Below are 25,798 nucleotides of genomic sequence, written 5' to 3'. Positions count from 1 at the left end.
TAAAGTGTGCCACAATGTCGTGTACTGCTACGCGCCTTGTGGATGTATAACTATTAGTATTTTCTTTAAATCTAGTGAGTTTAGCCTATCATAAGATAATGGATACCCTCACTGTACGCTTTAATTCAATTGTTGTGCCAAGGGAGTATTTTGCTTTCGCAAAAATTTGAAGAACCATCACAAATGCGCGTTCTTTATCTATGAAGTAAATACCTCTTTACAATCAACAGATTCAAAATAATGTTGCCAAATTTTCACGAAAGTGTAACAAAGAAATAAAACACGCATCTTTACTATAGAATGAACCAAAAGTGAATTTTACCAACCATCAAATAACGGAATTAATAACACTGTGCCAGCAAGGTAATCAGGGTGCTCAAATGGAGGTGTATAACCGCTACTATAAAGCGATGTACAATACTTCGTTACGCATTGTGAAACACGAAGCAGAAGCAGAGGATATTATGCAAGAGTCCTTCTTAAGTGCTTTTACAAAGCTGGATAGTTATAAGGGTGAGGCATCTTTTGGGAGTTGGTTAAAACGTATTGTGGTAAATAATAGCCTCAATGCTTACAATAAAGGAAAGAAACTAGATGAAACACCGCTAGAAGATCATTTATATAAGATAGAAGATGACGCAGAAGGTGTGAGTGAGGTAGACCTCACAAGTGTGAGAGCACAAGAAGTAGTAAAAGCTATGAGTATGCTTAAGGATAATTACAGACAATCACTGTCTTTACATCTTATAGAAGGCTACGACTACGAGGAAATGAGTGAGATTATGAATGTAAGCTATGCAAACTGTAGAACAATGGTGTCAAGAGCAAAAGATAGCTTACGCAAACTATTAAATAATAATGAAAAAGGAACCTATAGATCAAGTATTTAAACGTCTGGAAGGACGTCTCGATACAGCTGCACCTAGTGCAGATCACAAAGCTAATTTTCTTGCAAAATTACAGGCGCAAACTACAGAAGATATTCCTGCAAAGGAAACAAAAGCAATACAGTGGATGCGACCACTGTTTATTGCGGCAAGTGTGATTCTTATTGCAGGATTAATGCTCACACAGTTTAACAACACACCGCAAGCTAAAGAACTGGCAGATGTTTCTCCAGAGATGGAAAACACGCAAGATTTCTTTACAAAAACCATAGAACGTGAGCTCTTTGATATTAAAGAGAACATGAATCCTGAGAACCAAGCCATGGTAATGGATGCCATAAAACAACTTGAAATCTTAGAGAAGAACTATGATAATTTAAAGAAAGACCTTTCTGAAAGTGGAGAAGATAAGCGTGTGATCTACGCAATGATAGACAACTTCCAGAATAGAATTGACCTCCTACAGCAAGTAGTAGAACAAATGGATGCCATCAAAGAATTAAATACTATTGAAAAAGCCGTAACGCTTTAGTTACTTAAATAATAATCTTATGAAAAAGAAAATAACGCAACTTTTACTTATAGCGCTCATGATCCCTTCTATCATGATGGCCGCAAGTGTAGATCCTCAGGGTAAATACACTAAGGAAAAGAGAATCAAAAAAGAATATACTGTAAATCCTGATGTAAAACTGGTGATTGACAATAGCTACGGAAATGTCAATATGGTGAGCTGGAACGAAAACAGAATCGTCATTGAAGTTCTAGTAAAAACTAATGGTAACGATGAGGAGCGTGTAAAAGAAAAACTAGACGAGATAGATGTCAATTTTGAAGGGTCAAGTAGCTATGTGAGCGCAAAAACAAACTTCGAAAAAAGCAGCAGTAGATCATGGTGGAACAGTTGGAAAAATAGCAATGTAAATATGGAAATCAACTATACTATTAAACTTCCAGCAACTAGTATGGTAGATGTAAGCAATGATTATGGAGGTATAAATATTGATCGGTTAGAAGGTAATGCAAAAATAAATTGTGACTATGGGAAAATCACGATAGGCGAACTACTAGCAGAAAATAACTACCTCAACTTTGACTACACTAAGAATAGTACCATAGGATACATGAAGAGTGGACGTATTAATGCAGACTACTCAAGCTTTTTCTTAGAAATAGGAGGTGACATTGAGCTTAATGCAGATTATAGTAAGTCTGAATTTGGAAGTATAGATAATCTAAACTATAACTGTGACTACGGCTCTGTAATTACTGGAGACAGTAAAGATATTATAGGTCGCGGAGATTACATCTCTGCAAAAATTGGTATAGTACACGGAGACCTTAACATCAATGCAGATTATGGAAGCATACGTATAGAGGAGCTAGCGAGCGATGCTGGAGACGTATCGATACAAAGTGACTACACCGGTATTAAAGTGGGTTATAATTCTCAATACAACTTTACTTTTTCTATTAAACTTGAGTATGCTGAATTAAGCGGTAAGGAGGATCTTACTTTTAATAAGGAGCGCATAGAATCTTCAGACAAATACTACGAAGGATATAGAGGAAACTCTAATACTAATAATCATGTGAACATCAACTCAGAATACGGTGGTGTCACTTTATTTAAAAACTAATAATCAATCATCAAAAAACAACACTCATGAAAAAATTAATCACACTCAGTATTATTCTTTTAGCAAGTACACAAATCCAAGCACAATGGTGGGGTAAGAGTATAAAAGGTAATGGTCAAGTAGAAACCGAAACACGCAACGTAGGAGAATATGATGAGATAAGCATCGCTGGATTCTTTGATGTAACACTCGTTGCCGGAGAGGAAGGAGAAATCACATTACAAGGAGAAAGCAACCTACTAGATTATGTTGAAACAGAAGTAAACGGCGATAGACTTACTATCAAAGTTCAAAACAAGCAAAATCTAAAGACGAGCTACGGAAAGGATATTAAAATTAAAATTTCTTTTAGAGATTTAGATCGAGTGTCATTATCAGGATCTGGGGAGATTATGAGTGATGACGTGATAAAAGCAAATACTTTTGAAGTTTCTGTCTCTGGATCTGGAGATGTTGCGCTTATTGTAGAAGCAAACCGTACCGAGAGTCGTGTTACAGGGTCTGGTGACCTTATTCTTAAAGGCTACACAAAAGACCACACTGTAAAAGTTACAGGCTCTGGTGATATAGAAGCTGGGCGTTTTAAAGCAGAAACGGTAGATGCTCAAGTTACAGGTTCTGGTGACATACGCGTAGCTTGTGAAAGAAGCATTAAAGCCCGTGTAACTGGTTCTGGTGATATAGAATATGTGGGAAACCCAACAAAACAAGACACTAAGGTGTCTGGTTCTGGAGATATTACAAAAGGATAATCTTTAAAACTCTTCTTTATAATTATAAAAAATGCCCTCATCTGAGGGCATTTTTTATTGACTTACATCTCGTAATACTTATTCCTTTTTTAAGATTTTTGATGTTCCTGTAAAACGTTCTATCATTAGTTTAGGTTCGCCATACACATGGAGCTCTGCTTTTTCATCAAGATCAACAATAATCTCTTGGTCTGCAGTTACAATGGTCGTTGAGCTTCCTGTAGCGTTTATATTAATCACATCTGTATTAAATGTTTCCGCCTTGCACTCAGCATTATCATTTAGATCCAGCGATACTGTTTGAGCATTTCCTTTTAACTCTAGCTCTGATCGTCCAGATGCAGAGAGGGTGAATTTTTTTGTATTAATATCCGCTTTCGCGAAAGCGTTATCCGTAACATTCATAGTCAAGTCATCTCCCATATAATCCATCTCAATTTTTGAATTTGAATTTGCAGTTATGGTAGCTTGTTTTGCTTTTATCTCTCCTTCAAACTGACTATCATCTAGAAAACTTCCTCTAAAAAAATCTGATTTGAGAACAGATTGTGCTTTCACCTTACTCTTTGCATCTAAGCTTACAGAATTAAGCGTAACAAAACGCACCGTAATATTAAGACGTTTTGCACTTCTGATATCCTTCCTCGCAGAAACTAGCAATACACTATCCCGCACATCAAAACTTATCAATTCAATAAGGTTATCATCCATCTCAAGCTCATAACTTGGTTGAGAATCTGCAATAAGTGTTACTTCTAGACCATCTGTTACTTTTATATCTGTAAATGGACGTAATACCTCCGATACATCTTTCACATTTCTACTCCCTTTTACTCGCTCTCTTTGAGCACTTACTGCCGTAGTCACAAACATAAGCACAGCAATAGCTATACTTTTCATATATAGTTTTTTCATAGAATTAAATGTACAATAAATGAGCCATCCTTTTATAATTGGCATAAAAAAAGCATCTGGTTACAGATGCTCTTTTAAAATATGTCGTTTATGGATATTAATAGACAATATTAATCACTCCGCCTGCTGTTAGTACTTCTTCGTTATCTGGATTTGTAAATGTTCCAGAAAAAGTTCCTACGATTGCAGTACCATCGTTTGCAGTAATATTATTTACAAATGGCGTCGTTGCTTCTATAGATGCTGTGTGCACAACTCCTCCTACTGTTAGAATCGTATTTTGCATTACATTATCTCCTGTTTGTTGTAATACGATATCAAAAGTAAACGTATCTCCTGTATCTATATCAGTTGCAATCACGCTCAGTAAAGATCCGCTTATGCTTACCGTTGCTGTATTAAAATTTGTAAATATTTCTCCTACGGTTACTTGTACTGGCCCATCTTGTTCTGGTGGAGAGCAATCTCCTAGATTTTGTACAATAGCAGTAAGACTTCCATCTGTATCTCCACAAGCGGCTATTTGCGCTTGTAAAGCCATTGAGTAGTCTGCACAAGCCGTAGTATATGCATCTTCATCAAGAGGATCTACAGCATTAAATATTTCTCTAGCTTCTGATGTAGCTACCTGTGCTGCAGCACAATCACCACCACAATTCAATGCGTCAATGGTAGCCTGTATATTTCCGCTTACATCACCACAAGCTGCTATTTGAGCTTCTAAAGCGGCGCTATAAGCAAGGCATAATTGTTCTTCGTTATCACTAGAAGCATTATTTAAAGCTCCCAAGGCTGCATTTGCAGCAATCTCCGCTTGAAAACAAGGATCTGGCGTAGAGCAGTCTCCTAGGCTTGTAAGAGCAGCTTGAAATGTTCCAGATGCATCACCACAAAGTTGTATTGTTGCTTCGAGAGCTATAGCGTAGGTAGTGCATGCTTGAGCATAACCTTCATTAGATGCCACTGAAAATGCAGCTTGAGCTGCAGTTAAAGTTTCAAACGCTATCTGACATTCTTCACTATCGGAATCAACTTCAATAGGGTCAGAACCGTCACCTGTTACGCTAAAGACGCCTTCGAGTGGTTCATCATCACAAGAGACAACCGTCACTGCAACCATCATTATAAATAAAAATAAAACGTGTAGTTTTTTCATTGTAGTAGGAATTTCTAAATCTGAAACACAAACATAATCAATTTATTGCACTGTTTTGCTCTTAGACTATGAGTCCTTGCGAGCCTTTAACAGGTTGTTCTGCTCTTGCATAAGATGCTCAATATTTGCAAGCAGCTCAATATTTTTTGGGGTTTTTTCTTCTGTATTTTTTGGATCTTCTGCTTTGTCCTTAAATCTATTTATTCCTTTAATGACAACAAAAATGGTAATTGCAATTACTAAGAAGTCTATTGAAACTTCAATAAGTTCCCCATAACCTATTGCGATTTCTTTCCCTTCACCTTCGGCAGCACGTAAAAGATACTTTCTATCTGCGAGATTAATACCATCTGTGAGTAGTGATAGTGGTGGCATTACGACTTTTTTTACAATAGTATTTACCACATTATTAAAAGCAGTACCTATAATAATACCTACTGCCATGTCGATCATGTTACCTTTGATCGCAAAATTTTTGAATTCTTGAATAAATCCAGCCATAACTGTCTCTTGTTTGCCGTAGCAACTTAATTATTGATTAATAAACTTTAGAAAAGCCCTCTCTTATTATAAGATTGGGAATTTGAATATTTACGCTTTCGCGAAAGCGTAACCTACGTAATTACCGTCCTGTCTTTAGGCACTCGAAGTAATAACACGACGCCTGCTGCAAAAAATAGAATTAAAAATACAATCGAGTAGCGCATACTGCCCGTAAGCTCCTCAATGAAACCGTATAAAAACATACCGATGATGATCCCTATTTTCTCAGCTACATCATAAAAGCTGAAGTATGAAGTGGTGTCCTCTGTTTCTGGTAAAAACTTAGCATACGTAGATCGTGATAGTGATTGTATACCACCCATTACTAAACCTACAAATCCAGCTGTAATGTAAAATTGAAACGGTGTATATACAAAGTATGCCCAAGCACAAATAATAATCCAGATAACATTAATAATCACCAGAGCTTTTATATTACCCACACGTGCCGAAAGTTTTGACGTAAGTATGGCTCCTAGTACTGCTACAAGCTGTATCAAAAGTATACTCACAATTAATCCCGTTGTGCGCTCGCTATCACTACCCCACTCTAGTTCTTGCTCTCCAAAATATGCTGCTGCAAGCATTACCGTCTGCACTGCCATACTATATACAAAGAATGCGATAAGATATTTCTTGAGACGTAGTTGGTCTTGCATAGAAGTCCAAATAGCTCTTAGCTCCTTAAAGCCGTTAAAGAATACATCTTTGGTAAGTTTTCCTTGCGCTTGGTTTCCCTGAGGTAAATAAGCGTAGGTATACTGACTAAAACCTATCCACCAGACACCAGTAAGCACAAATGATAAACGTGTAGGAAAACTTTCGTCTTCAAAACCAAATGTCTCATACCCAAGTATCATTGCTAAACAAGCTATAAGTAACAACACACTCCCTATGTAGCCTAGAGAATACCCTTTTGCACTAATGGCGTCATGCTGCTCTGGATAAGCAATATCTGGCAAATATGAATTGTAAAAAACTAAACTCCCCCAAAAACCTATCAGTCCTAAAGCATAAAGTAGCAAACTCAAATAAATATGGTCTAAGCTAAACCAGTAAAGTCCTATGGTCGCCAGCGCTCCCATGTAACAGAAAAACTTAAGAAAGTACTTTTTATTACCTAAATAATCTGCTACTCCAGATAGAATGGGAGAAATAAGAGCTACTATTAAAAAGGCCACAGCAGTAGTGTAAAATATAAGCGGACTGCGACGTAACATCATCCCAAAAACTTCAATCTCTTCTATGCCGGCTCCTCTAAAAAGAGCACCGTAAAACAATGGAAAAATAGCAGATGCAATGACAAGACTGTAAGTGGAGTTTGCCCAATCATAAAACGCCCATGCATTTAATAATTTCTTGTCACCTTTTTTGAGTTGTTCTTTCATAGTACTAAAATAGAAAAGCTGTGCGATTGCACAGCTTTTCTTACTATATATTTCGTGTAAAGTTCTATTTAAAAGAAGTCACTCCAAATTTTGCAGCTTCTGCTCTCGCCATTGGCGCTTTGGCAGTAAGATTTGCAATACGACTATCTGAAGATGGGTGCGTACTCATAATCTGTGCTGGAGCTGCACCTCCACTTGCAGCTTTCATACGTTTCCATAACTCTGCAGCTTCGTCTGGATTGTATCCTGCTATTGCTGCAATTACGATTCCGATTTCGTCTGCTTGTGTCTCATGGCTACGCGAGAAAGGAAGCATTCCTCCTACTTGTGTACCTATACCATAAAGCTGCATAATTTGTTGTTGCTTTGCTTGATCTTGACCTCCTACTGCAATAGCAGTGGCAACGCCACCATATTGTTGTAATTGTGCAGCACTCATACGTTGTGCTCCGTGATCTGCAAGTGCGTGAGCAAGCTCATGCCCCATTACCATGGCAAGTCCAGTTTCTGATTGAGTAATAGGTAAAATTCCAGTATATACCACAATCTTTCCTCCTGGCATACACCAAGCGTTTACTGCTTCATCTTTAACTAGATTGTACTCCCAGCGGTAATCTTGTAAGTATCCCGGCTCTCCTAGTGCTGTTAGGTAACGCTCTGCTGCCACGGCTATTTTTTCACCTACGCGCTTTACCATATTAGCATCTGCCGTTCCAGTAATCACATTATTTTCCGATAGGAATGCGTCATACTGTTGGAATGCCATTGGAAATAATTGATCGTTACTTACAAAGTTAAGAGTCTTCTTCCCTGTAAATGGACTCGTCTTGCATGCACATACCAGAAGTACGGTCATGATAAGAACAAATGTATTTTTAAGTTTCATAATGATGGTTTTAAATCAGAATATAAAAATACGCAAATGTTAAATACCGCTCAGATGAAGCTCCGTGAAATCTTTGTTAATGATTAAAGCACATGTTATCGGGTCAAACTGCACATCTTCTAGACTTACTTTCTGATTGTCTAATTCTATATCCTTAATTTCAAAAGGAAGTCCAATCAAGTGAATTCTAAATGTATCGTACGTAGTAATAAAATCACCGCGTTTATGTTGTTGTATAATCCAGTCTTTCTCACGACCTACCATTTTAAAAGTACGGTAACTATAACGATCTTTCTTGTAATCATATCCATCTTGAGCATCTTCATACAATTTGGAAGCATTTTTACCTAAACCATAATACACTTCAAGCTCTACCTGCTCAATGGTAAGTTCGCCTACATACTGCTGTAATGGATATTTAGGAAGGATGGTTCCCTCTTTTACAAATAATGGCATCTCATCAATATCTGCATCCACCCATTGCTCTTTACCTCCTTGCACAATTTGCTTTGTCCAATAGTTGTACCATTGTCCTCTAGGCACGTACATGCGACGTCCTTTAGCATTAGGCTCTAATATAGGACAAACTAGAATATGATGTCCAAAGATAAACTCATCTGTACGGTAATGCGTTTGTGCATCATCTTGATCAAAATAAACAAGCGGCTTTAATAATGGCGTACCTTTCTTGATATACTCATAAAACATAGTATATAAATAAGGCAATAATCTATAACGCAAGTTGATAAACTTACGAGCAATATCTGTCACACCTTCGTCAAAAGTCCACGGCTCTTGATCTCCATGATGCCCAGAAGAGTGGGTACGGCAGAAAGGGTGAAATACTCCTAGCTGTATCCATCTTGCATAAAGCTCTCCAGTAGGTTGCTCTGCAAACCCGCCTATATCTGTACCTGTAAAACTCATCCCCGAGATACACATACGTTGCACTTGGATGTTTGCTACCCAAAGGTGCTCCCAGCTAGCTACGTTATCACCCGTCCATGAACTTGTGTAACGTTGCGCACCAGAGTATGCAGACCTTGTGATTACAAACGGTCGCTTAGGATACGCAAATTTCTTCACACCTTCATAGGTGGCGCGAGCCATTTGAGTACCATAAATGTTATGCGCTTTTAAGTGACTACAAGGATGACCATCATAATTATGACGCACATCTGGAGGAAATGTTTTTCCTGGAACCTCCATTACTGCAGGCTCATTCATATCATTCCACACTCCTTTTACACCTACATCTTGTATAAGCTCTTTAAATAATCCTGCCCACCAGTCACGTACTTTAGGATTTGTATAATCTGGAAAATTACATTCTCCAGGCCACACTTTACCTTTCATAGCCGGTCCATCTGCACGCTTACAGAAGTAGTCATTTTCTACTCCTTCATTATAAACCCAATAATCCTTATCAATTTTAATCCCTGGATCTATAATAACAATGGTTTTAAAACCATCATCTGCCAGTTCTTTTACCATTCTTTTAGGGTCAGGAAAATGATCTTTATTCCAAGTAAAACATCTCCAGCCATCCATATAATCAATGTCTAGATAAATCCCATCACAAGGAATTTTGAGTTCGCGAAATTTACTTGCAATCTCCTTTACATTACTTTCTGGAAAGTAACTCCATTTGCACTGGTGATATCCCAGCGCCCATAATGGCGGAAGCTCAGGAACACCTGTAAGATTCGTATAACTTGCTACAACCTCAGACATATCTGGACCATATATAAAGTAATAATTCATCTCACCTCCTTGCGCCCAGAAGCTTGTAACTCCCATACGCTCATGAGCAAAATCAAAATACGTTTTAAACGTGTTGTCAAAAAACACACCGTAAGCTTTCTTTTGATGTAGCCCTATGTAAAAAGGAACTGCTTTATATATTGGATCTTGATCCTTTGCAAATGCATATTGATCTGTAGCCCAGTTATGCATACGCTTTCCTCGCAAGTTAGAATGCATAGGCTTATCACCTAGCCCATAATAAGACTCGGCATGCTGTGCTTTTTTACTCATCTTAACGATGTTACCTCCATACTGGAAGCTCTCCTCGTAATGAAAACCTAATTCGTCTTCATTAATAAGATTCCCATTTGTATCGTAAATACTGGTCTGTAGACTCTCTTTCTCAATACGTATATGGAGCTTTGCGGTGTTGACATGGTAATATTTATCATCATCTGTAAGTTCTAGATGATTGTAGCCACGAGGTGCATCCTCATCTATCGCATAAGAAAAGTCTGGCTCAAAAACGCCACCTGTTGCAAAGCGAAAACGTATCACACTATCTCGCAATACAGTAAGTTCTAAAATTACCTCGTTTGAAGTAGTAAAATATAAGATGTCTGTCTCTTGCTTGACATCCACCACATTTTTAGGAAATTGATTCCCTTTTTGCTCTAATTCTGTATTTACAATCATAGTAATTGTTATTTCCTTTCAAATAAACACTATATCGTGTAAAAATGAAGTTAATTCGTAATTAGTTATTAACGCTAACGTTTTCGTAAGCTCAGAAAAGGTATTCATATCACCTTTAGAGCGTTTGGAACGCACAATCATGGCTTTTTTGCTAGATGTTAATCCCGCTTTCCATTACAATTCCTCATCGCGACTTTGTCTGCTCTTGTGGGATTTTCATTGCAATCGGGGTTATAGAGTCCCGCAAGTGTGCATTTATATAAGCCTAATTATTCTATCAGTTTCCCGAATTGAAATGTAGTATGCCAACTACTTTTTCAGCTCAAAAATCACTCCCGCCAAGGGCCCTATTTTTACCTCTGCCGAATGGTCTTTCCCATTCCAATAGGTTTCGGTAACATCGAGTTTTTTGTTATGATAATCACCTGTTCCAGCATACTTACTTGCGTCGCTGTTATGTATTTCGCGTAAGCTTCCTTTAAAAGGTAACCCTATGCGATATTGAGGCTGCGGTGTAGGTGTCATATTAAACACACACACAACTACGCTATTCTCATCATTGCCCTTTCTAATGTAACTTAGTATGGCATTTGTATTATCATCGTGTGCAATCCATTCGAAACCTTCTGGTTCAAACTGCTTCTCGTACAAAGCAGGTGTCAATGTATACAGGCCATTAATATCCTTGAAAGCACTTAGTGCTGCTTTGTGAATATCATATTCAAGCACGTACCAATCTAGCTGCTCTTGAAAATTCCACTCTGTACCTTGACCAAATTCGCTTCCCATAAACAGTAACTTACTACCAGGATGCGTATACATATACGTATACAAAAGCCTGAGATTTGCAAAGCGTTGCCACTCATCTCCAGGCATTCTACCTATAATAGATTTTTTACCATAGACCACCTCATCATGAGATAATGGTAGCATAAAGTTCTCTGTAAAACCATAGGTCATTGAGAAGCTAATCTCATTGTGGTGATGATTTCTATAGATAGTGTCCCTCTTGAAATAAGCAAGTGTATCATGCATCCATCCCATCATCCACTTTTGACCAAAACCTAGACCTCCTGAAAATACTGGCCTACTCACTGCTGGAAAATTAGTAGACTCCTCTGCAATGGTTTGAACGTCTGGAAAACTAGCATACACCTCTGCATTAAGTTCTTTTAGAAACGATATTACGGCGAGGTTTTCTCTTCCTCCTTGATCATTAGGCTCCCACTCGCCTTCTTCTCTACTATAATCGAGATATAGCATAGAAGCAACCGCATCTACTCTCAAGCCATCTACATGATATTGCTCTAACCAGAAGAGCGCATTACTAATCAAGAAGCTTCTCACTTCATTACGTTCGTAATTAAAAATGAGTGACTTCCAGTCGGGATGCCATCCTTTTTTTCTGTCTGGATGTTCATAGCAAGCCGTTCCATCAAAGTTACCAAGACCATGCGCATCTTCTGGAAAATGTGAAGGTACCCAGTCTAAAATCACGCCAATATCATTTTGATGTAGCGCGTCTATCAAAGTCATTAACTCCTCAGGATATCCAAAACGAGAGGTAGGCGCAAAATATCCTGTGATTTGATATCCCCAGCTAGGATCATAAGGATGCTCCATCACTGGCATAAACTCCACATGTGTAAAATTTAATTCTTTTACATAAGCCACGAGTTCGCTGGCTAGTTCTGTATAGCTAAGGCTACGATTTCCTTCATTTTGCTTTCTTCTCCAGCTTGCAAGGTGCATTTCATACACAGAGTACGGCGCATTGAGACTGTTGTGCTTATGGCGTTTTTTCATCCATGCAGCATCCTTCCAGTTGTGATTTGTTTTATAAACTACAGAAGCGGTTTGAGGTGGGTGCTCTGCTCGTCTCGCGTAAGGGTCTGCCTTTTCTGTGACAATACCATTGTGGTTGGAGTGAATTTTGTATTTGTATACTTCACCATGAGTTACATTCGGGATAAAACCTTCCCAAATTCCGCTTCCATCCCATCGTACGTTGAGAATATGCTCTTGGTCATTCCAGTAGTTGAAATCACCTATTACAGATACTCGTTTTGCACTTGGCGCCCATACAGAGAAATAAGTTCCATCTACACCATCTACAGTTATGGGGTGACTACCCATTTTATCATGAAGACGATAGTGTTTTCCTCCCTTAAAAAGGTCAATGTCAAATGCTGTAAATAAGCTATGTGCTATTACTTCTGCCATTAAATAGTAGTTCCTGACACTATAGTAGCTCCATTCTTTACAACCACGATGCCATCTCGCACTACATAAGTATCTGTTTCTACATCGTCTAGATGCTTTCCTCCAGTAATACGAACATCGTCTCCTATTTTTGCATTTTTATCAATAATACAGTTGGTTATAAAACAGCGATCTCCTATACCTACGTGTGGGATGCCTTTATCACGAGCCGCATTAATCTCTTCAAGATCTAAGAAGCGATTGCTACCCATTACATAACAGTTTTCTATAACCGTTCCTTTACCTATACGTGATCGTATTCCTATCACAGAATTTGCAATACGACTACCGTGTATGATACTCCCTTCTGCTACTATAGATTTCTCAAGAGTTGTTCCTGAAATCTTTGTAGGTGGCAATACACGTGGTCTTGTGAGTATAGTTTGCCCTTTATTAAATAAATTAAACTTAGGCATATCTGACGTCAGGTCTATGTTTGCCTCAAAAAAGGAATCAATATTTCCTATATCTGTCCAGTAGCCTTCATAGGCATAACTAAGTACTTTATGATTCTCAATAGATTGCGGAATAATCTCTTTTCCAAAATCCATAGTATCCGTCCCCTCTAGCAGATTAATCAATAAGTCTTTATTAAAAATATAAATCCCCATAGATGCGAGATAATGTTTCCCCTCGCTCTTCATTGCTGGTGAAACCTCAGATTCCCATTCTGGAAGAAGTTCGGCAGCTGGTTTTTCTATAAAAGAGTCAATCATATTATCCTCTTTTGTTTTAAGAATCCCAAACGACGTAGCATCTTTTGCATTAACAGGCAGTGATGCAATACTTATCTCTGCTCCTGAAGCCTTATGAGCATCAAGCATTTCATTGAAATCCATTTGATATAATTGATCCCCAGAGAGTATCATAATATAATCAGACTCATAACCTTTAAAGTGGTGCAAACACTGTCTTACAGCATCTGCAGTGCCTTGAAACCAACCTTTGTTTTCTGGTGTTTGCTCTGCAGCAAGAATATCTACAAAAGCATCAGAAAAATAAGAAAATTGGTAGGTATGCTTAATATGCTTGTTAAGTGAAGCCGAATTAAACTGAGTTAACACGAACATCCTTTTAATATTTGAATTCAAACAATTTGAAATAGGAATATCTACTAGACGATATTTACCTGCAATAGGAACAGCGGGTTTTGATCTCTGTGCTGTGAGTGGGTATAATCTTGAGCCTTGACCTCCTCCTAATATAATCGCTAGTACTTCCTTATTCATTATTTATTGCTTTTAGAGTTTGGTAATTTTATTTTTTGATATTCACTTTCTTAGGTATCATTTCTTCATATAATGAGGCGTAAGTACCGGCTGCATTTTCCCAGCTATGGTCTATCTCCATCATTTGTTTTTGATTTGCACTAAAGGCTTTCTTATCCTTATAAAAAAGAGAAGCACGCTCTATACTGTATACAACATCCCATACAGAAGTTTGATCATGACAAATACCATGACCGCCATCACCTATATCTACTACTGTATCTCTTAAACCTCCCGTACGGCGTACAATAGGCATACAACCATATCGTAAGCTATACAATTGATTTAAACCACAAGGCTCCACTCTACTAGGCATTAAAAGAAAATCTGCTCCAGCATATACTTGGTGTGACATTCTTTCTTCGTAGCCTATATGAGCATTATATCTTCCTTTATAGGTGGTTTTAAGTTCTTCTAGTTGGCGCTCCACTTCTGGCGAGCCGCTTCCTAATAAAATGATATTGACATCATGCTGTTTCAAAGCAGTATCGATAATCTCTGGTAGTAAATCTGCTCCTTTCTCCCAAACAAGTCTACCTATAAACCCAAAGAGTGGTTTTGAGGCGTCTAGTCCAAACTCATCACAAATAGCCTTTTTATTAGCCTCACGGCCTTTAGCTCTTGTCCTTATTGTATAATTTTTAATAAGATAATCGTCGGTGGCAGGATTCCATGTTTCGGCATCAATACCGTTTAGAATCCCTACGCACTTTGATTTCTCATCTCGAAGTAAACCTTCTAATCCATTTGCTTTTTCTTGTAATTCCACCATATATGATGGAGAAACGGTATTCACGCGCCATGCGCATTTTATAGCAGCAGCAAGTGGGTTTATCTCTCCATACCAATCTAGTAGTCCTAGATCGCTTTCGCGAAAGCGTGGTAACATCCCTACCATATCATGAGAAAAATTACCTTGATACTGTGCATTGTGAATAGAAAGCAACGTAGGCACTTTCATAAGGCTATCGAATTCTGGGCAATGCTGCATCATAAAGGGTATAAATCCAGTATGATGGTCATGGCAATGTATAATATCTAATTTTCTCTTTAAACTGAGCACCCATTGCATCACTACTCGCTGAAAAGCGACAAAGCGCAAAGGATCATCATCATATCCATACACGTTTTTCCTATCTGTGAGCTCTGTAATTCTTACTACAAACAATGGAAAACCCAGCTCACTATCTACATCTATAACTTCGCTAAAATAAGTTTTACCCTCTATTACTAGGTTATAAAAAAACACGATAGAACCAGTTGCACGCTCCACCCAGCTAGTCTTATAATATGGCATAATAACTGCCGCTGTATGACCTATGCGATTTTGATATTTAGGAAGAGCACCTACCACATCTGCTAGCCCGCCCACTTTTGCGACAGGATAACACTCGGCACTTACATGAAGAATATTCATAGTTTCAGGTAATTAGATAATATCTTAAATGTAACGGTTATTAAGATTACGACTCTTTATGAGCTATTAAATATAGGTTAAATCATAAATAACTAAGCATGATTTATTCACATTTATAAGATAAAAAATCAAGTGATATCATAATTTTTTAATAATACCAAAACAATACATGATGAACAGAAGTCTATTTTATCCCAATAAATGCAAACTTATAATTGCGTATGATATGTCATTTTCACAATGCTTTAACGACCAAGTCTACAGTAATGAATTAACTTTACTTAAAAGGAAATAGTTATGAGAAGAATAATAGGAGTAGTTGCTTTATTGAGCATTTTTGCTAGTTGCAAAGGGTCTGCTCAAGAGAGCAAAAAAGAAAGTTTTGAGATTACAAAAACAGATGCCGAGTGGAAAGCTCAACTCACAGAAGAACAATATTATGTGTTGCGTTTAGAAGGTACAGAGCGACCTAATTCTAGCCCGCTCAATAATGTAAAAGAAGCAGGAACTTTTCACTGTGCTGCTTGTGATACGCCGCTTTTTAAAACAAAAGATAAATTTGACAGTGGTACTGGATGGCCTAGTTTTGATAAAGGTATAGAAGGTAATATAGCCTATAGTACTGATCGTAAACTTGGTTATACAAGAATCGAAGAGCATTGTGCTACTTGTGGTGGACATCTAGGGCACGTTTTTAACGATGGGCCTAAAGAAACTACTGGAAAGAGACATTGTATTAATGGAGACGCACTCGTATTTGTGCCAGAATCAAAATAATATGAGCTACCCAATAGAAAAAACGGAGGCTGAGTGGCTCGAGGAGCTGGGCCCAGAACGTTATCGCATTTTGAGAGAAAAAGGAACAGAACGCCCATTTACTGGAACTTATAATCTACACAATGAAGAAGGCGCTTACCATTGCGGCGCTTGTGATCAAAAGCTTTTTGAAAGCGCGTCAAAATTTGACAGTGGTTGTGGGTGGCCTAGTTTTGACGAGTCCATACCGGGAACTGTGGAGTATGTACGTGACAAAACGCTAGGGATGATAAGAACAGAAATTCTTTGTTCTAATTGTGGTTCACACTTAGGACATGTTTTTGATGACGGCCCTACTGCAAGCGGACAACGTTACTGTGTAAATTCACTCAGTATAGACTTTGAAAAATAAGATATTTGAAAATAACGCTTTCGCGAAAGCGTAAAAACAACATTAAAAACCGAGGCCAACACTTCGGTTTTTCTGTTTTATATATGACGGGATAATCCGTATTTTTGAACTACAATAATTAGACTTAAAAAAATCTAGATATGAGCAAATATGATGTAATCGTTTTAGGAAGTGGTCCAGGCGGATATGTAACAGCAATACGCGCAAGCCAGTTAGGCTTAAAAACAGCGGTTATTGAAAAAGAAAGCCTAGGAGGCGTTTGTTTAAACTGGGGTTGTATCCCTACAAAAGCCCTTCTTAAAAGTGCTCAAGTATTTGAATACTTAAATCACGCAGAAGACTACGGTCTTAAAGCAACAGGAGTAGAAAAAGACTTTACTGCAGTTGTTAAACGTAGCCGTGGTGTTGCTGAGGGTATGAGCAAAGGTGTTCAATTCTTAATGAAGAAAAATAAAATAGACGTTATAAACGGTTACGGAAAAATCAAGCCTGGTAAAAAGGTAGATGTAAACGGTAAAGAATATAGCGCAAACCATATTATTATTGCAACGGGTGCTCGCTCACGTGAGCTACCTAATCTTAAGCAAGACGGTGAGACAGTAATAGGATACCGTAAAGCGATGACACTTGAGAAGCAACCTAAATCTATGATTGTAGTAGGGTCTGGAGCAATAGGTGTTGAGTTTGCTAGTTTTTATAACACAATGGGTACAGATGTAACTATTGTAGAGTACTTACCAAACGTTGTTCCTGTAGAGGATGAAGATGTATCAAAGCAATTTGAGCGTTCTATGAAGAAGGCTGGAATTAAAGTGATGACAAACTCTTCTGTAGAAAAGGTAGAAAAAACAAAAACTGGTGTAAAAGCTACGGTAAAGACTAAAAAAGGAGAGGAAATCCTTGAGGCAGATATCGTACTAAGTGCAGTAGGAATCAAAACTAATATTGAAAACATAGGCCTTGAGGATGTAGGTATCGTAACAGATAAAGACAAAATTATCGTTAACGATTTTTATCAAACTAACATGCCTGGTTATTATGCAATAGGAGATGTAACTCCTGGTCCTGCTCTTGCTCACGTAGCATCTGCAGAAGGAATTACTTGTGTAGAGAAAATTGCGGGTATGAACGTAGAAAAAATAGACTACGGCAACATTCCTGGATGTACCTATGCAACTCCAGAGATCGCATCTGTAGGAATGACAGAAAAGCAAGCAAAAGAGGCTGGATATGAATTAAAAGTGGGTAAATTCCCTTTTTCTGCATCTGGTAAAGCAAGTGCTTCTGGAGCAAAAGATGGTTTTGTAAAAGTAATCTTTGATGCAAAATACGGTGAGTGGCTAGGTTGTCACATGATAGGTGCAGGAGTTACAGATATGATTGCAGAAGCAGTTCTAGGACGTAAACTAGAAACTACAGGTCATGAAGTATTAAAAACCATCCACCCACACCCTACAATGAGTGAGGCTGTAATGGAAGCAGTGGCAGATGCTTATGGAGAAGTAATTCACTTATAAGAGCTACACTTTATACATATAAAGTTTTTAGAAAATCCTGCCTTTGGCAGGATTTTCTATTTTATAACCTCTCAAAATAGTTAGCTTTACTATTGGTAATTAACAGCTGTATGATGAAACATCTTAATCTCTTTAAATTATTATATCTCTTTGTAATTTCCTTCATATTAGTGTCGTGCGGGCCTGCTTCAAATACGAATCGTTTCGCACCACTTACCACAGTAAACACTGCAGAGTCTATAGAGAAACCATATGTTATATTAATATCTCTCGATGGTTTTAGACATGATTATGTAGATACCTACAATCCCCCTCATCTAAGTTCATTTATTAACGAAGGATCTCAAGCTGCTTCATTAATACCATCTTTCCCCACAAAAACATTCCCTAACCACTACACGATTGCAACAGGAATGTATCCTGATAATCATGGTCTGCTTGCAAACTCATATTACGATTATAACAAGAAAAAAACATACAGTATAGGTAATCGTGAGACTGTAACAGACGGATCCTTCTACAAAGGCACTCCTTTATGGGTTAACGCAAATAGTACAGGGATGGTAACAGCTAGTTACTTTTTTGTGGGCACAGAAGCAGATATTCGAGGTGTACACCCTACTTACTATTATAATTACGATGGAAAAGTAACCAATCAAGAACGCGTAGATCAAGCTATAAAATGGCTAGAAATGACCGAAGAGACAAGACCACATCTCATTACTCTATATTTTTCTGATATGGATGATACTGGACATCGTTACGGCCCTAACAATAAAGTGAAAATTAAAGAAGCGCTATTAAAGTTAGATAGCACGCTAGGAGATTTATTTGACCGCGTTGACAGCATAGGTTTACCAGTAAATATTGTCATTGTATCAGACCATGGTATGGCAGAGCAACCTATTGAAAAACTTATTACCACAGATACATTAGTAAATGATGCTCTTTACAACCTGATCGATAATGGTGTCATTCTCAATATACACCCTCATAATAATGAGGAAACTGATAACATTTTCAACCAATTAAAGAAACTAGAAAGTAAATTCACGGTTTATAAAACCAAAGACACACCACATTTTGAAAATGTCGCAAAAAATAAGAACTGGGGACCCATACAAGTAATCCCTGATGATGGATATTACTTTAGCTCAAATAAGAGTATCGAAAGAAGAAAGGCTGGAAATCAGGAAGTATTTGGTGTACATGGGTATACTCCTGCTTTAAAAGATATGCACGGCATTCTTTATGCAAAAGGCCCTGCTTTTAATGTGGGAAGTAGTTTACCTTCTGTAAAAAACATTCACGTTTACCCTATGATATGTGAAATTCTAGGGCTTCTTGTGCCGACTAATGTAGATGGTAAATTATCTTACTTAAAAGGTATGCTACAAGAATAACCCGTGAATGAAGAGGATTAAAATCTCTTTCAATCCTTCATCAAGAAATTCTCAATAGCAAGATTATAACTATTAAGACCAAAGCCTACTATTACACCCTTAACATATTTAGAAAGGTATGAATGATGTCTAAACTCTTCTCTCGCAAATGTATTTGAAATATGCACTTCTATAACTGGAGTACTTATAGCTGCTACAGCGTCTCCTAATCCTATAGAGGTATGGGAATAAGCTGCTCCGTTTAAAATCACTCCGTCAAATGTGTCATTTGCTTCGTGTAATTTTGAAATGAGCTCTCCTTCTATATTACTTTGAAAATAGCTAAGCTCAGTGTCCTTATATGCAAACTGAAGTTGAGTGAAGTAATCCTCGAAAGTTTCGGTTCCATAAATTTCTGGTTCACGCTTACCTAACATATTCAAATTAGGGCCATTTATTATAAGTAATTTCATAGATTATAGTTGTTGAGTGCGCTTTCGCGAGTGCATAAAAATACAGATTTACAGGGCGTAAAAAAAGCGCCTCTACTGAGGCGCTTTTGATAATTCTTTTTACTTATGATTTAAAATGCAAATCCAGCTCCTAACATAAATACTCTATTACGAGCATCAAGGTCGAAACCTCCTAAGTCTTCACTACTAAAAACGTCAGAAAGTCCTAGATTATAACGTGCGTTAAAAAATAAACCATTGTTAAGTTTATATCCTAAACCACCTACAACAGCAAAGTCTACCGTGTTTATAGCATCGTTATTAAAATTGATATCTCCAGAATCACCATCAGGATTAGAATCAATCTCACTATTTACATTAAATCCTATTTGTGGTCCCACTTCTCCATAAAACCCATCTACAAAGTAATACTTTGCAAGTACTGGCACATTAATGTAATCTAGCTGAAACTCAATATCATCTCCGTTATCAACACTCTGGATATCGTACCCCTGACCCGAATAATAAACCTCTGGTTGTATTGAGAATTTCTCTGTGATAGGCACTTCTACAAACCCTCCAAAATGGAAGCTTGTTCTTGCATCTGGATCTTCAAAATCGTCTCCTCCTACGGTTGCAAAGTTAACTCCTCCTTTTGCTCCAAAAGACACCTCATCTTGTGCTTGAACTGCTACAGTTCCAAATAAGGCTGCGATTGCTACTACTACTATTTTTTTCATGTTTGTGTTTGTTTTAAATGATATTCAAAGCTATCCATCATCGTGTTAAATGCGTGTTAAGCACTTTCTAAACTCTTGTTAATTGAGAATCCTTTAATAATTGTATTTTCACTTTCGTGAAATGGGAAACAGGCATATCAAACTACAAAAGTTACTTACGTATAGAACGTGGTCTCTCTGAGAACACTATAGACAACTATGCTCGAGACTTAAAAAAACTAACGCGTCATCTGGAGCAATTAGATAGCCCACCAGACCCTATTACTATAGCTAAAGATGACATTCAAGACTTTATATACACCATAGCCAAAGAAGTACAAGCGAGATCACAAGCTCGTATCATCTCTGGGCTAAAAGGTTTTTTTAATTACCTGATATTTGAAGATTATAGAAAAGACAATCCTCTAGACCTTATTGAATCTCCTCGCCTAGGAAGAAAACTACCAGACACACTCGCCGAAGAAGAAATAGACGCTCTTATCACGGCAATTAACCTCTCCACTCCTCAGGGAGAACGCAATCGTGCTATGCTAGAGACGTTGTATTCTTGTGGCCTTCGAGTAACAGAGTTAATAAGCCTGAAGCTATCAGATTTATATTTTGAAGAAGGTTTTATAAATGTGATAGGTAAGGGAGACAAACAGCGCTTTGTCCCTATAAGCGAGCATACTCAAAAGTACATCGACATATACCGTAATGAAATACGAACACATATAGACGTCAAACCAGAGTATGTAGATATTTTATTTTTAAATAGAAGAGGTCGCCAGCTCACACGTGCCATGATTTTTACAATCATAAAAGATCTCGCAATAAAAGCTGGAATTAAGAAAAATATTAGTCCGCATACGTTTCGTCACAGCTTTGCTACCCACCTTTTACAAAATGGCGCCGATTTGAGAAGTATTCAGCAAATGCTAGGTCACGAGAGCATTACAACTACCGAAATCTATATGCATGTAGATCGCAGTGACCTCGCTCGTGTGATGGAGCAATATCACCCTAGAAAGGACTCTTAGGGTTTTCTTTCAATTTTTCGCGAAAGCGTACTTATATTACTTAACAATAAGTATTTCTTCTTGCCTTCCTGAAACATATCTAAAGCCATCTTCACCCCAAAATCCTGCTTCCTCAAGCATAATTCTAATGTCTTTATTCCACTCGGGAATGGTTACTGTAGTATTGAGTTCAATAGCGTATGCTGTGTTCTCATAAAGCTTGTAGTCTCCTGTACCTGGCACACCACCTTGAGAGTCCCACATTCCAATCGTTGGCCCAGCGGCATGACCGTATAGTCCAAGTGGATGCGTATAGATAGAAGGCACAAGACCTTCTGCTCTAGTCTCCTTTAATGATTTTAATAGAATCTCATTTCCAGTTCTACCTGTCTTAAAATTTGAAGCAAGTACATCTTGCACGCGGTTACCGTCTGCAAATGCTTTACTCAAGAACGCTGGCAGTTCCTTCTCGTCATCCTTTAAAACATATGCGTGCTGCTGGCAATCTGTATTAAGACGTAGGTAAGTAATTCCAAAATCACAGTGCAACAAGTCACCCTTCTGGATTACTTTTCCTTCTGGTCTATTAGAAAATGAAACAATATGACTCTCTAGCTTTTCTTCAGATCGTTGAATATCAACCGTAGGGTGAAACCATGTTTCTAATCCCATATCTGTAACTCGCTGGCGTAAATACCACACCACATCATCTGTAGTTGTAACTCCTGGAACAATCACTTTATAGCTGAAGGCATCCTTAATAATATCATGCGTCACATCTACTAGCTGTTCAAAATATTTCATTTCAAGCGCCGTGCGTGTTTCTAACCATCCCACTGCAAGATTCTGTGCAGAGACTACTTTTGATTGCTGAGTAGGTGATAGTTTTGATATAAAAGCCTCATAATCTGTCTTTACAATTCCGTCTGCAAGTCCAAAATCATCAGAATAATTAAGTCCAATTTTTGAAGGGTTGCGCTCTTCTATAATCTCTAGAAGACGTGCCCATTGATCTGGTTCTTTTTCTTTATCCCAAGCAGAGATGATATTCTTCCCTACGTTATATCTAGCTACTGCTAGCTTTTCAATAGTATTCTTTTCTTTATTTCTGTAGAAAACTAAAATAGTTCTCCTTCTCGCATTAAGCCACGTAGAAGGAAGCATTGTTTTTATAACAGGATCTTCATTATATTCTCTAGAAATCACAACCCACATATCAATATCTGTGCGGTCCATTAATGTAGGTAGTAAATTATCAAATCTATCTGCTAAGACCTCATCAATTACGTCCGCTCTATCGCGTTCTGTTAAGATTTGACCATTAATGCATGCAAACGGAAGTAGTAAAAGTAATAGTAATGTTTTCATAGTTAAGTTGCTAGTCCTTAAAAATACTAAAAACAAAAAAGAGTATTCATCTGAACACTCTTTTCTTAATTATAAATTGATGTAAGACTATTTTACCTGTCACCTTTATTTCTACGCTTTTTCTTGCGTTCCTTTTTCTTTTCTTTTTCTACTTTCTTATCAGTTCGTCCAGACTCTTCCTCTGCTATGATCTTCACCACTTGTTCCTCGGTGAGAATATCTCTTAATTGAGATTCAAATTTCTTTTTTTCTAATTCCGCTTTTTTGCGCTTATCATCAATAACCATGTCCTTATCATCTTGGATTGCCAATAATACAGTATAGTAATCTTTTAAATAACTTCTAAGCACCTCTTTACCAAAAACGTCTAGTTCAAACATTTCCTGGTATACGCTTGATCGCTCTAAACTTAACACATTAGGGTCTGGTTTCTCATTATAAGATGCTGCTACTCCTGGTGTGGAAGGAACTAAGCGCCTGCCTCTACCACTAAAGTCAGTCCCATTTTGACCTCCAAATCCTTGAGCTTCAACACTCACTAGACACAACAACATCACTACCACTAAAAAATATCTCATCATCTTATCTATCTATTTTTGCAAATATGCATAATTATTTCGTGAATACTCATATTCAATAATGATGCCCAAATCTTTAATCCTTAATTACATCAAGTATTTCTGGCAATAAAGTGAGTGCAGTTAAAGCAATCGCTCCGCCTAAATTTTTATGATCTGTAGCTCTTGATTGTTTGCGCTGTTCTCTTTCTTGTCTTCTTTTATCCCGACTAGAAACTCCTATTCCTTGGTATAATGACGTGCTACTAGCTCGACTTTTAATATCGTTGGCGCTGGCCATTAACTCTTGAGCATCTTCAATAACATCAATACCGGCACCTCGTATCATGATCACACTACTCAATTTTTTCTCATAATAATGTGCCTCCATCATATCATACGCTATAGAAATTCCCGAGGAAGTCATCGCCATAAACTCACCCTTAAACAAACTCTCTACAGACTCTCGCAATACTGCCGCTTTGCTTACTTCTGTAAAGGGAAGAATATTTGCACTTATCGCTCCATAGGTTCCTATCGCTATCATATCATTATCATCAAGCCTTTTAATGAGTAGCTTTATTCCTTGCTCTATATAAAATTTATCTTCGGGAGAGATTCCTGCTTTTCCCGTCTCTACCAGGATATAGAGTTGCTGGGCATCTTCGCTTGGGAAGTTTTCGGCAGCATAGGTGATGAGATGTTCTGCTTTAATTACTACAGATTTGGTCTCAATTTCATTTTGACTAGGTAGTTGGAATGCAATAAATAATAGGGCAAGTGTGAAGATGCTTTTCATAGGTCATACATTTTAAATGAATTGTAAACCTATAGCCTATATGATCTCATTTCCAGTTAGAATGAGCAAAAGCCTAGTACCAATGAGTGAAGTAATATAAGATGATTATTACGCTTTCGCGAAAGCGTAACTTCAACTCTATAAATTGTTTAAATACTCTTTTAAGGTTTGCCCTCTCTGTATTTTACCTGTAGCCGTACGCTGAAAGGAGGTTAATGAAACCGCAAGTTTAGGTAGTTCAAAAGACCCAAAAGCCGATATATCTGTAATATGCTCCTTTATAAAAAGAGGTTCTTCTTGCTCTACAAATAACGTTAATCGCTCGCCAAGCAGTTCATGTGGAACTCCGGCTACAAAATATGGAACATGGATAAATGGCGCCAACTTTGCCTCTATCTGTTCTGGAAACAATTTTACTCCACCGCTATTAATTACATTATCAATGCGACCTAGCCAGATGAACTTCTTATACGTTATGAGCTCTACAAGATCATTTGTAATCACGGGATCCGTGCTCACCTTAGGAGCTTTTATTACAAGACAATCCCTATTATCGATTTCGACTGTAACTTTGTCAAGTACTTTAAAAGGGATGATTCCTTCTTTATTTTTTTTTGGATTGACTCTTCTTGCTGCAATGTGAGTTACAGTTTCTGTCATTCCATAGGTTTCATAAACCTTGGTTTTAAGTCCTTGTAATCTTAATGACAGTGCTGGTGATATCGCTCCTCCTCCTACAATAAGCTTTGAAAGTAAGTGTAATCGCGATAAGGAATTATCAAGCTGAAAAGGCGTCATCGCACAAAAGTCATACGTTCTATAAACAGCATCCAGCGGGTTTGATTTTGGCTGCGCCATATCAATACGCCATCCTAATGTCATTGCTCTTACAAGCATCATTTTTCCAGCAATGTAATGTGCAGGAAGACAAAGCAATGCCGTTGTTTTTTCAAATACATCAAAGTGCTTTGCAGTTGCTTTTGCACTATTGATCATATGCTCTTTGTTTATCTTAATAGGCTTAGGTGTTCCCGTAGACCCAGATGTATGTACCGTCACATACTTCTTAGCATCTAGCCACTCTATAATAAACTCACCTACAGATTCCTCATAAGGTTCACCTTCTTTAATAAAGGTATGCGCTTGCTCCTTTAATGAAGCAATGGTAAATGAAGCACCATTAAGTTTAAATTTAGGGTGTAAGCGCGTGTATTTTTCAGCAAGCTCCGTCATATCATTTAAATATACGGGTTCCTTGTAA

At 37.7% G+C, this 25,798-nt stretch carries 24 protein-coding genes; 9 read left to right on the top strand and 15 right to left on the bottom strand.

The window, feature by feature from the left end:
• The first annotated feature begins 380 nt into the window (after nt 1-380).
• Genes JM84_RS06945 through JM84_RS06930 form a run of 4 tightly spaced genes read left to right on the top strand, consistent with a single transcriptional unit; the run spans nt 381 to nt 3,279 of the window.
• Nucleotides 381-890, top strand: coding sequence for an RNA polymerase sigma factor (locus JM84_RS06945; RefSeq protein ID WP_013749765.1), 510 nt, complete (start codon nt 381-383; stop codon nt 888-890).
• Nucleotides 859-1,419 (top strand): hypothetical protein, encoded by a 561-nt coding sequence (locus JM84_RS06940; protein WP_144783378.1) that lies wholly within the window; start codon nt 859-861, stop codon nt 1,417-1,419. Before JM84_RS06945 ends, JM84_RS06940 begins: the two co-directional genes overlap by 32 nt.
• A gap of 19 nt (nt 1,420-1,438) precedes the next feature.
• Complete coding sequence (locus JM84_RS06935) at nt 1,439-2,527, top strand: hypothetical protein (RefSeq protein ID WP_144783376.1); 1,089 nt, start codon at nt 1,439-1,441, stop codon at nt 2,525-2,527.
• 26 nt (nt 2,528-2,553) lie between these two features.
• Nucleotides 2,554-3,279 carry a head GIN domain-containing protein gene (locus tag JM84_RS06930; protein ID WP_144783374.1) on the top strand — a complete coding sequence of 242 codons (726 nt, stop codon included), beginning with the start codon at nt 2,554-2,556 and terminating at the stop codon, nt 3,277-3,279.
• Between the two features lie 78 nt (nt 3,280-3,357).
• Here the strand turns inward: JM84_RS06930 and JM84_RS06925 are convergent, their stop codons facing one another.
• From JM84_RS06925 to JM84_RS06885, 9 genes are all read right to left on the bottom strand, one after another.
• Entirely contained in the window at nt 3,358-4,194 is an 837-nt protein-coding gene (locus JM84_RS06925; protein ID WP_186439103.1) for a GIN domain-containing protein, read from the bottom strand.
• 97 nt (nt 4,195-4,291) lie between these two features.
• Complete coding sequence (locus tag JM84_RS06920) at nt 4,292-5,350, bottom strand: hypothetical protein (RefSeq protein ID WP_013749770.1); 1,059 nt, start codon at nt 5,348-5,350, stop codon at nt 4,292-4,294.
• A gap of 66 nt (nt 5,351-5,416) precedes the next feature.
• Nucleotides 5,417-5,851 (bottom strand): large-conductance mechanosensitive channel protein MscL, encoded by a 435-nt coding sequence (mscL, locus tag JM84_RS06915; protein ID WP_013749771.1) that lies wholly within the window; start codon nt 5,849-5,851, stop codon nt 5,417-5,419.
• Nucleotides 5,852-5,964: 113 nt separating this feature from the next.
• The gene (locus JM84_RS06910) at nt 5,965-7,281 is read right to left on the bottom strand and encodes an MFS transporter (RefSeq protein WP_013749772.1); all 1,317 of its coding nucleotides are present in this window, start codon (nt 7,279-7,281) and stop codon (nt 5,965-5,967) included.
• A gap of 64 nt (nt 7,282-7,345) precedes the next feature.
• Nucleotides 7,346-8,167, bottom strand: a complete 822-nt coding sequence (locus JM84_RS06905) for a M48 family metallopeptidase (RefSeq protein WP_013749773.1) — start codon at nt 8,165-8,167, stop codon at nt 7,346-7,348.
• A 39-nt stretch (nt 8,168-8,206) separates the two neighbouring features.
• Nucleotides 8,207-10,609 carry a glycoside hydrolase family 31 protein gene (locus JM84_RS06900; protein ID WP_013749774.1) on the bottom strand — a complete coding sequence of 801 codons (2,403 nt, stop codon included), beginning with the start codon at nt 10,607-10,609 and terminating at the stop codon, nt 8,207-8,209.
• A 309-nt stretch (nt 10,610-10,918) separates the two neighbouring features.
• Entirely contained in the window at nt 10,919-12,832 is a 1,914-nt protein-coding gene (gene glgB / locus JM84_RS06895) for a 1,4-alpha-glucan branching protein GlgB (protein WP_144783370.1), read from the bottom strand.
• Nucleotides 12,832-14,103: a glucose-1-phosphate adenylyltransferase gene (locus JM84_RS06890; protein WP_041295587.1), complete on the bottom strand. Its 1,272-nt coding sequence runs from the start codon at nt 14,101-14,103 to the stop codon at nt 12,832-12,834. The genes glgB and JM84_RS06890 overlap by 1 nt, the downstream gene beginning before the upstream one ends.
• A 25-nt stretch (nt 14,104-14,128) precedes the next feature.
• A complete protein-coding gene (locus JM84_RS06885; RefSeq protein ID WP_144783368.1) occupies nt 14,129-15,556 on the bottom strand; it encodes a glycogen synthase in 1,428 nt (475 codons plus the stop codon).
• A gap of 297 nt (nt 15,557-15,853) precedes the next feature.
• Here JM84_RS06885 and msrB (JM84_RS06880) point away from each other — a divergent pair, with 297 nt between their 5' ends.
• The 4 genes from msrB (JM84_RS06880) to JM84_RS06865 all read left to right on the top strand — a co-directional run bounded on the left by msrB (JM84_RS06880) (nt 15,854) and on the right by JM84_RS06865 (nt 19,644).
• The gene (gene msrB, locus JM84_RS06880) at nt 15,854-16,333 is read left to right on the top strand and encodes a peptide-methionine (R)-S-oxide reductase MsrB (RefSeq protein ID WP_144783366.1); all 480 of its coding nucleotides are present in this window, start codon (nt 15,854-15,856) and stop codon (nt 16,331-16,333) included.
• A 1-nt stretch (nt 16,334) separates the two neighbouring features.
• On the top strand, nt 16,335-16,724 hold the full coding sequence (gene msrB, locus JM84_RS06875; protein WP_144783364.1) for a peptide-methionine (R)-S-oxide reductase MsrB: 390 nt from the start codon (nt 16,335-16,337) through the stop codon (nt 16,722-16,724).
• 140 nt (nt 16,725-16,864) lie between these two features.
• Nucleotides 16,865-18,241 (top strand): dihydrolipoyl dehydrogenase, encoded by a 1,377-nt coding sequence (gene lpdA / locus JM84_RS06870; RefSeq protein WP_144783361.1) that lies wholly within the window; start codon nt 16,865-16,867, stop codon nt 18,239-18,241.
• A gap of 110 nt (nt 18,242-18,351) precedes the next feature.
• Nucleotides 18,352-19,644: an ectonucleotide pyrophosphatase/phosphodiesterase gene (locus tag JM84_RS06865; protein ID WP_261375707.1), complete on the top strand. Its 1,293-nt coding sequence runs from the start codon at nt 18,352-18,354 to the stop codon at nt 19,642-19,644.
• 29 nt (nt 19,645-19,673) lie between these two features.
• On the opposite strand, the gene aroQ is transcribed toward JM84_RS06865, so the two are convergent.
• Together aroQ and JM84_RS06855 are read right to left on the bottom strand one after the other, a co-directional pair.
• Nucleotides 19,674-20,096, bottom strand: coding sequence for a type II 3-dehydroquinate dehydratase (aroQ, locus tag JM84_RS06860; protein ID WP_013749783.1), 423 nt, complete (start codon nt 20,094-20,096; stop codon nt 19,674-19,676).
• Nucleotides 20,097-20,206: 110 nt separating this feature from the next.
• Nucleotides 20,207-20,815, bottom strand: a complete 609-nt coding sequence (locus tag JM84_RS06855) for a porin family protein (protein ID WP_144783359.1) — start codon at nt 20,813-20,815, stop codon at nt 20,207-20,209.
• Nucleotides 20,816-20,931: 116 nt separating this feature from the next.
• Here JM84_RS06855 and xerD point away from each other — a divergent pair, with 116 nt between their 5' ends.
• Nucleotides 20,932-21,834: a site-specific tyrosine recombinase XerD gene (gene xerD, locus JM84_RS06850; RefSeq protein WP_144783357.1), complete on the top strand. Its 903-nt coding sequence runs from the start codon at nt 20,932-20,934 to the stop codon at nt 21,832-21,834.
• A 36-nt stretch (nt 21,835-21,870) separates the two neighbouring features.
• Here the strand turns inward: xerD and JM84_RS06845 are convergent, their stop codons facing one another.
• The 4 genes from JM84_RS06845 to JM84_RS06830 all read right to left on the bottom strand — a co-directional run bounded on the left by JM84_RS06845 (nt 21,871) and on the right by JM84_RS06830 (nt 25,770).
• Nucleotides 21,871-23,181, bottom strand: a complete 1,311-nt coding sequence (locus JM84_RS06845; RefSeq protein ID WP_144783355.1) for a M24 family metallopeptidase — start codon at nt 23,179-23,181, stop codon at nt 21,871-21,873.
• Nucleotides 23,182-23,273: 92 nt separating this feature from the next.
• Nucleotides 23,274-23,762 (bottom strand): hypothetical protein, encoded by a 489-nt coding sequence (locus JM84_RS06840; protein ID WP_013749787.1) that lies wholly within the window; start codon nt 23,760-23,762, stop codon nt 23,274-23,276.
• A 73-nt stretch (nt 23,763-23,835) separates the two neighbouring features.
• Nucleotides 23,836-24,537 carry a hypothetical protein gene (locus JM84_RS06835; RefSeq protein ID WP_144783353.1) on the bottom strand — a complete coding sequence of 234 codons (702 nt, stop codon included), beginning with the start codon at nt 24,535-24,537 and terminating at the stop codon, nt 23,836-23,838.
• A 138-nt stretch (nt 24,538-24,675) separates the two neighbouring features.
• Nucleotides 24,676-25,770 (bottom strand): AMP-binding protein, encoded by a 1,095-nt coding sequence (locus JM84_RS06830; RefSeq protein ID WP_144783351.1) that lies wholly within the window; start codon nt 25,768-25,770, stop codon nt 24,676-24,678.
• Nucleotides 25,771-25,798: the final 28 nt, after the last annotated feature.

The organism is Dokdonia sp. Hel_I_63, from assembly GCF_007827285.1.
In the GTDB taxonomy this organism is placed as follows: Bacteria; Bacteroidota; Bacteroidia; order Flavobacteriales; family Flavobacteriaceae; genus Dokdonia.
Note: the sequence above shows the minus strand (reverse complement) of the source record. Positions and strands in the feature narration are given on the sequence as shown.

Bases quoted from the DNA above. Each gene is read 5' to 3' on its own strand.
- JM84_RS06945 (WP_013749765.1), top strand. From the start codon at position 381: ATGGAGGTGTATAACCGCTACTATAAAGCGATGTACAATACTTCGTTA.
- JM84_RS06940 (WP_144783378.1), top strand. From the start codon at position 859: ATGAAAAAGGAACCTATAGATCAAGTATTTAAACGTCTGGAAGGACGT.
- JM84_RS06935 (WP_144783376.1), top strand. From the start codon at position 1,439: ATGAAAAAGAAAATAACGCAACTTTTACTTATAGCGCTCATGATCCCT.
- JM84_RS06930 (WP_144783374.1), top strand. From the start codon at position 2,554: ATGAAAAAATTAATCACACTCAGTATTATTCTTTTAGCAAGTACACAA.
- JM84_RS06925 (WP_186439103.1), bottom strand. From the start codon at position 4,194: ATGAAAAAACTATATATGAAAAGTATAGCTATTGCTGTGCTTATGTTT.
- JM84_RS06920 (WP_013749770.1), bottom strand. From the start codon at position 5,350: ATGAAAAAACTACACGTTTTATTTTTATTTATAATGATGGTTGCAGTG.
- mscL (WP_013749771.1), bottom strand. From the start codon at position 5,851: ATGGCTGGATTTATTCAAGAATTCAAAAATTTTGCGATCAAAGGTAAC.
- JM84_RS06910 (WP_013749772.1), bottom strand. From the start codon at position 7,281: ATGAAAGAACAACTCAAAAAAGGTGACAAGAAATTATTAAATGCATGG.
- JM84_RS06905 (WP_013749773.1), bottom strand. From the start codon at position 8,167: ATGAAACTTAAAAATACATTTGTTCTTATCATGACCGTACTTCTGGTA.
- JM84_RS06900 (WP_013749774.1), bottom strand. From the start codon at position 10,609: ATGATTGTAAATACAGAATTAGAGCAAAAAGGGAATCAATTTCCTAAA.
- glgB (WP_144783370.1), bottom strand. From the start codon at position 12,832: ATGGCAGAAGTAATAGCACATAGCTTATTTACAGCATTTGACATTGAC.
- JM84_RS06885 (WP_144783368.1), bottom strand. From the start codon at position 15,556: ATGAATATTCTTCATGTAAGTGCCGAGTGTTATCCTGTCGCAAAAGTG.
- msrB (WP_144783366.1), top strand. From the start codon at position 15,854: ATGAGAAGAATAATAGGAGTAGTTGCTTTATTGAGCATTTTTGCTAGT.
- msrB (WP_144783364.1), top strand. From the start codon at position 16,335: ATGAGCTACCCAATAGAAAAAACGGAGGCTGAGTGGCTCGAGGAGCTG.
- lpdA (WP_144783361.1), top strand. From the start codon at position 16,865: ATGAGCAAATATGATGTAATCGTTTTAGGAAGTGGTCCAGGCGGATAT.
- JM84_RS06865 (WP_261375707.1), top strand. From the start codon at position 18,352: ATGATGAAACATCTTAATCTCTTTAAATTATTATATCTCTTTGTAATT.
- aroQ (WP_013749783.1), bottom strand. From the start codon at position 20,096: ATGAAATTACTTATAATAAATGGCCCTAATTTGAATATGTTAGGTAAG.
- JM84_RS06855 (WP_144783359.1), bottom strand. From the start codon at position 20,815: ATGAAAAAAATAGTAGTAGTAGCAATCGCAGCCTTATTTGGAACTGTA.
- JM84_RS06845 (WP_144783355.1), bottom strand. From the start codon at position 23,181: ATGAAAACATTACTATTACTTTTACTACTTCCGTTTGCATGCATTAAT.
- JM84_RS06840 (WP_013749787.1), bottom strand. From the start codon at position 23,762: ATGATGAGATATTTTTTAGTGGTAGTGATGTTGTTGTGTCTAGTGAGT.
- JM84_RS06835 (WP_144783353.1), bottom strand. From the start codon at position 24,537: ATGAAAAGCATCTTCACACTTGCCCTATTATTTATTGCATTCCAACTA.
- JM84_RS06830 (WP_144783351.1), bottom strand. From the start codon at position 25,770: ATGACGGAGCTTGCTGAAAAATACACGCGCTTACACCCTAAATTTAAA.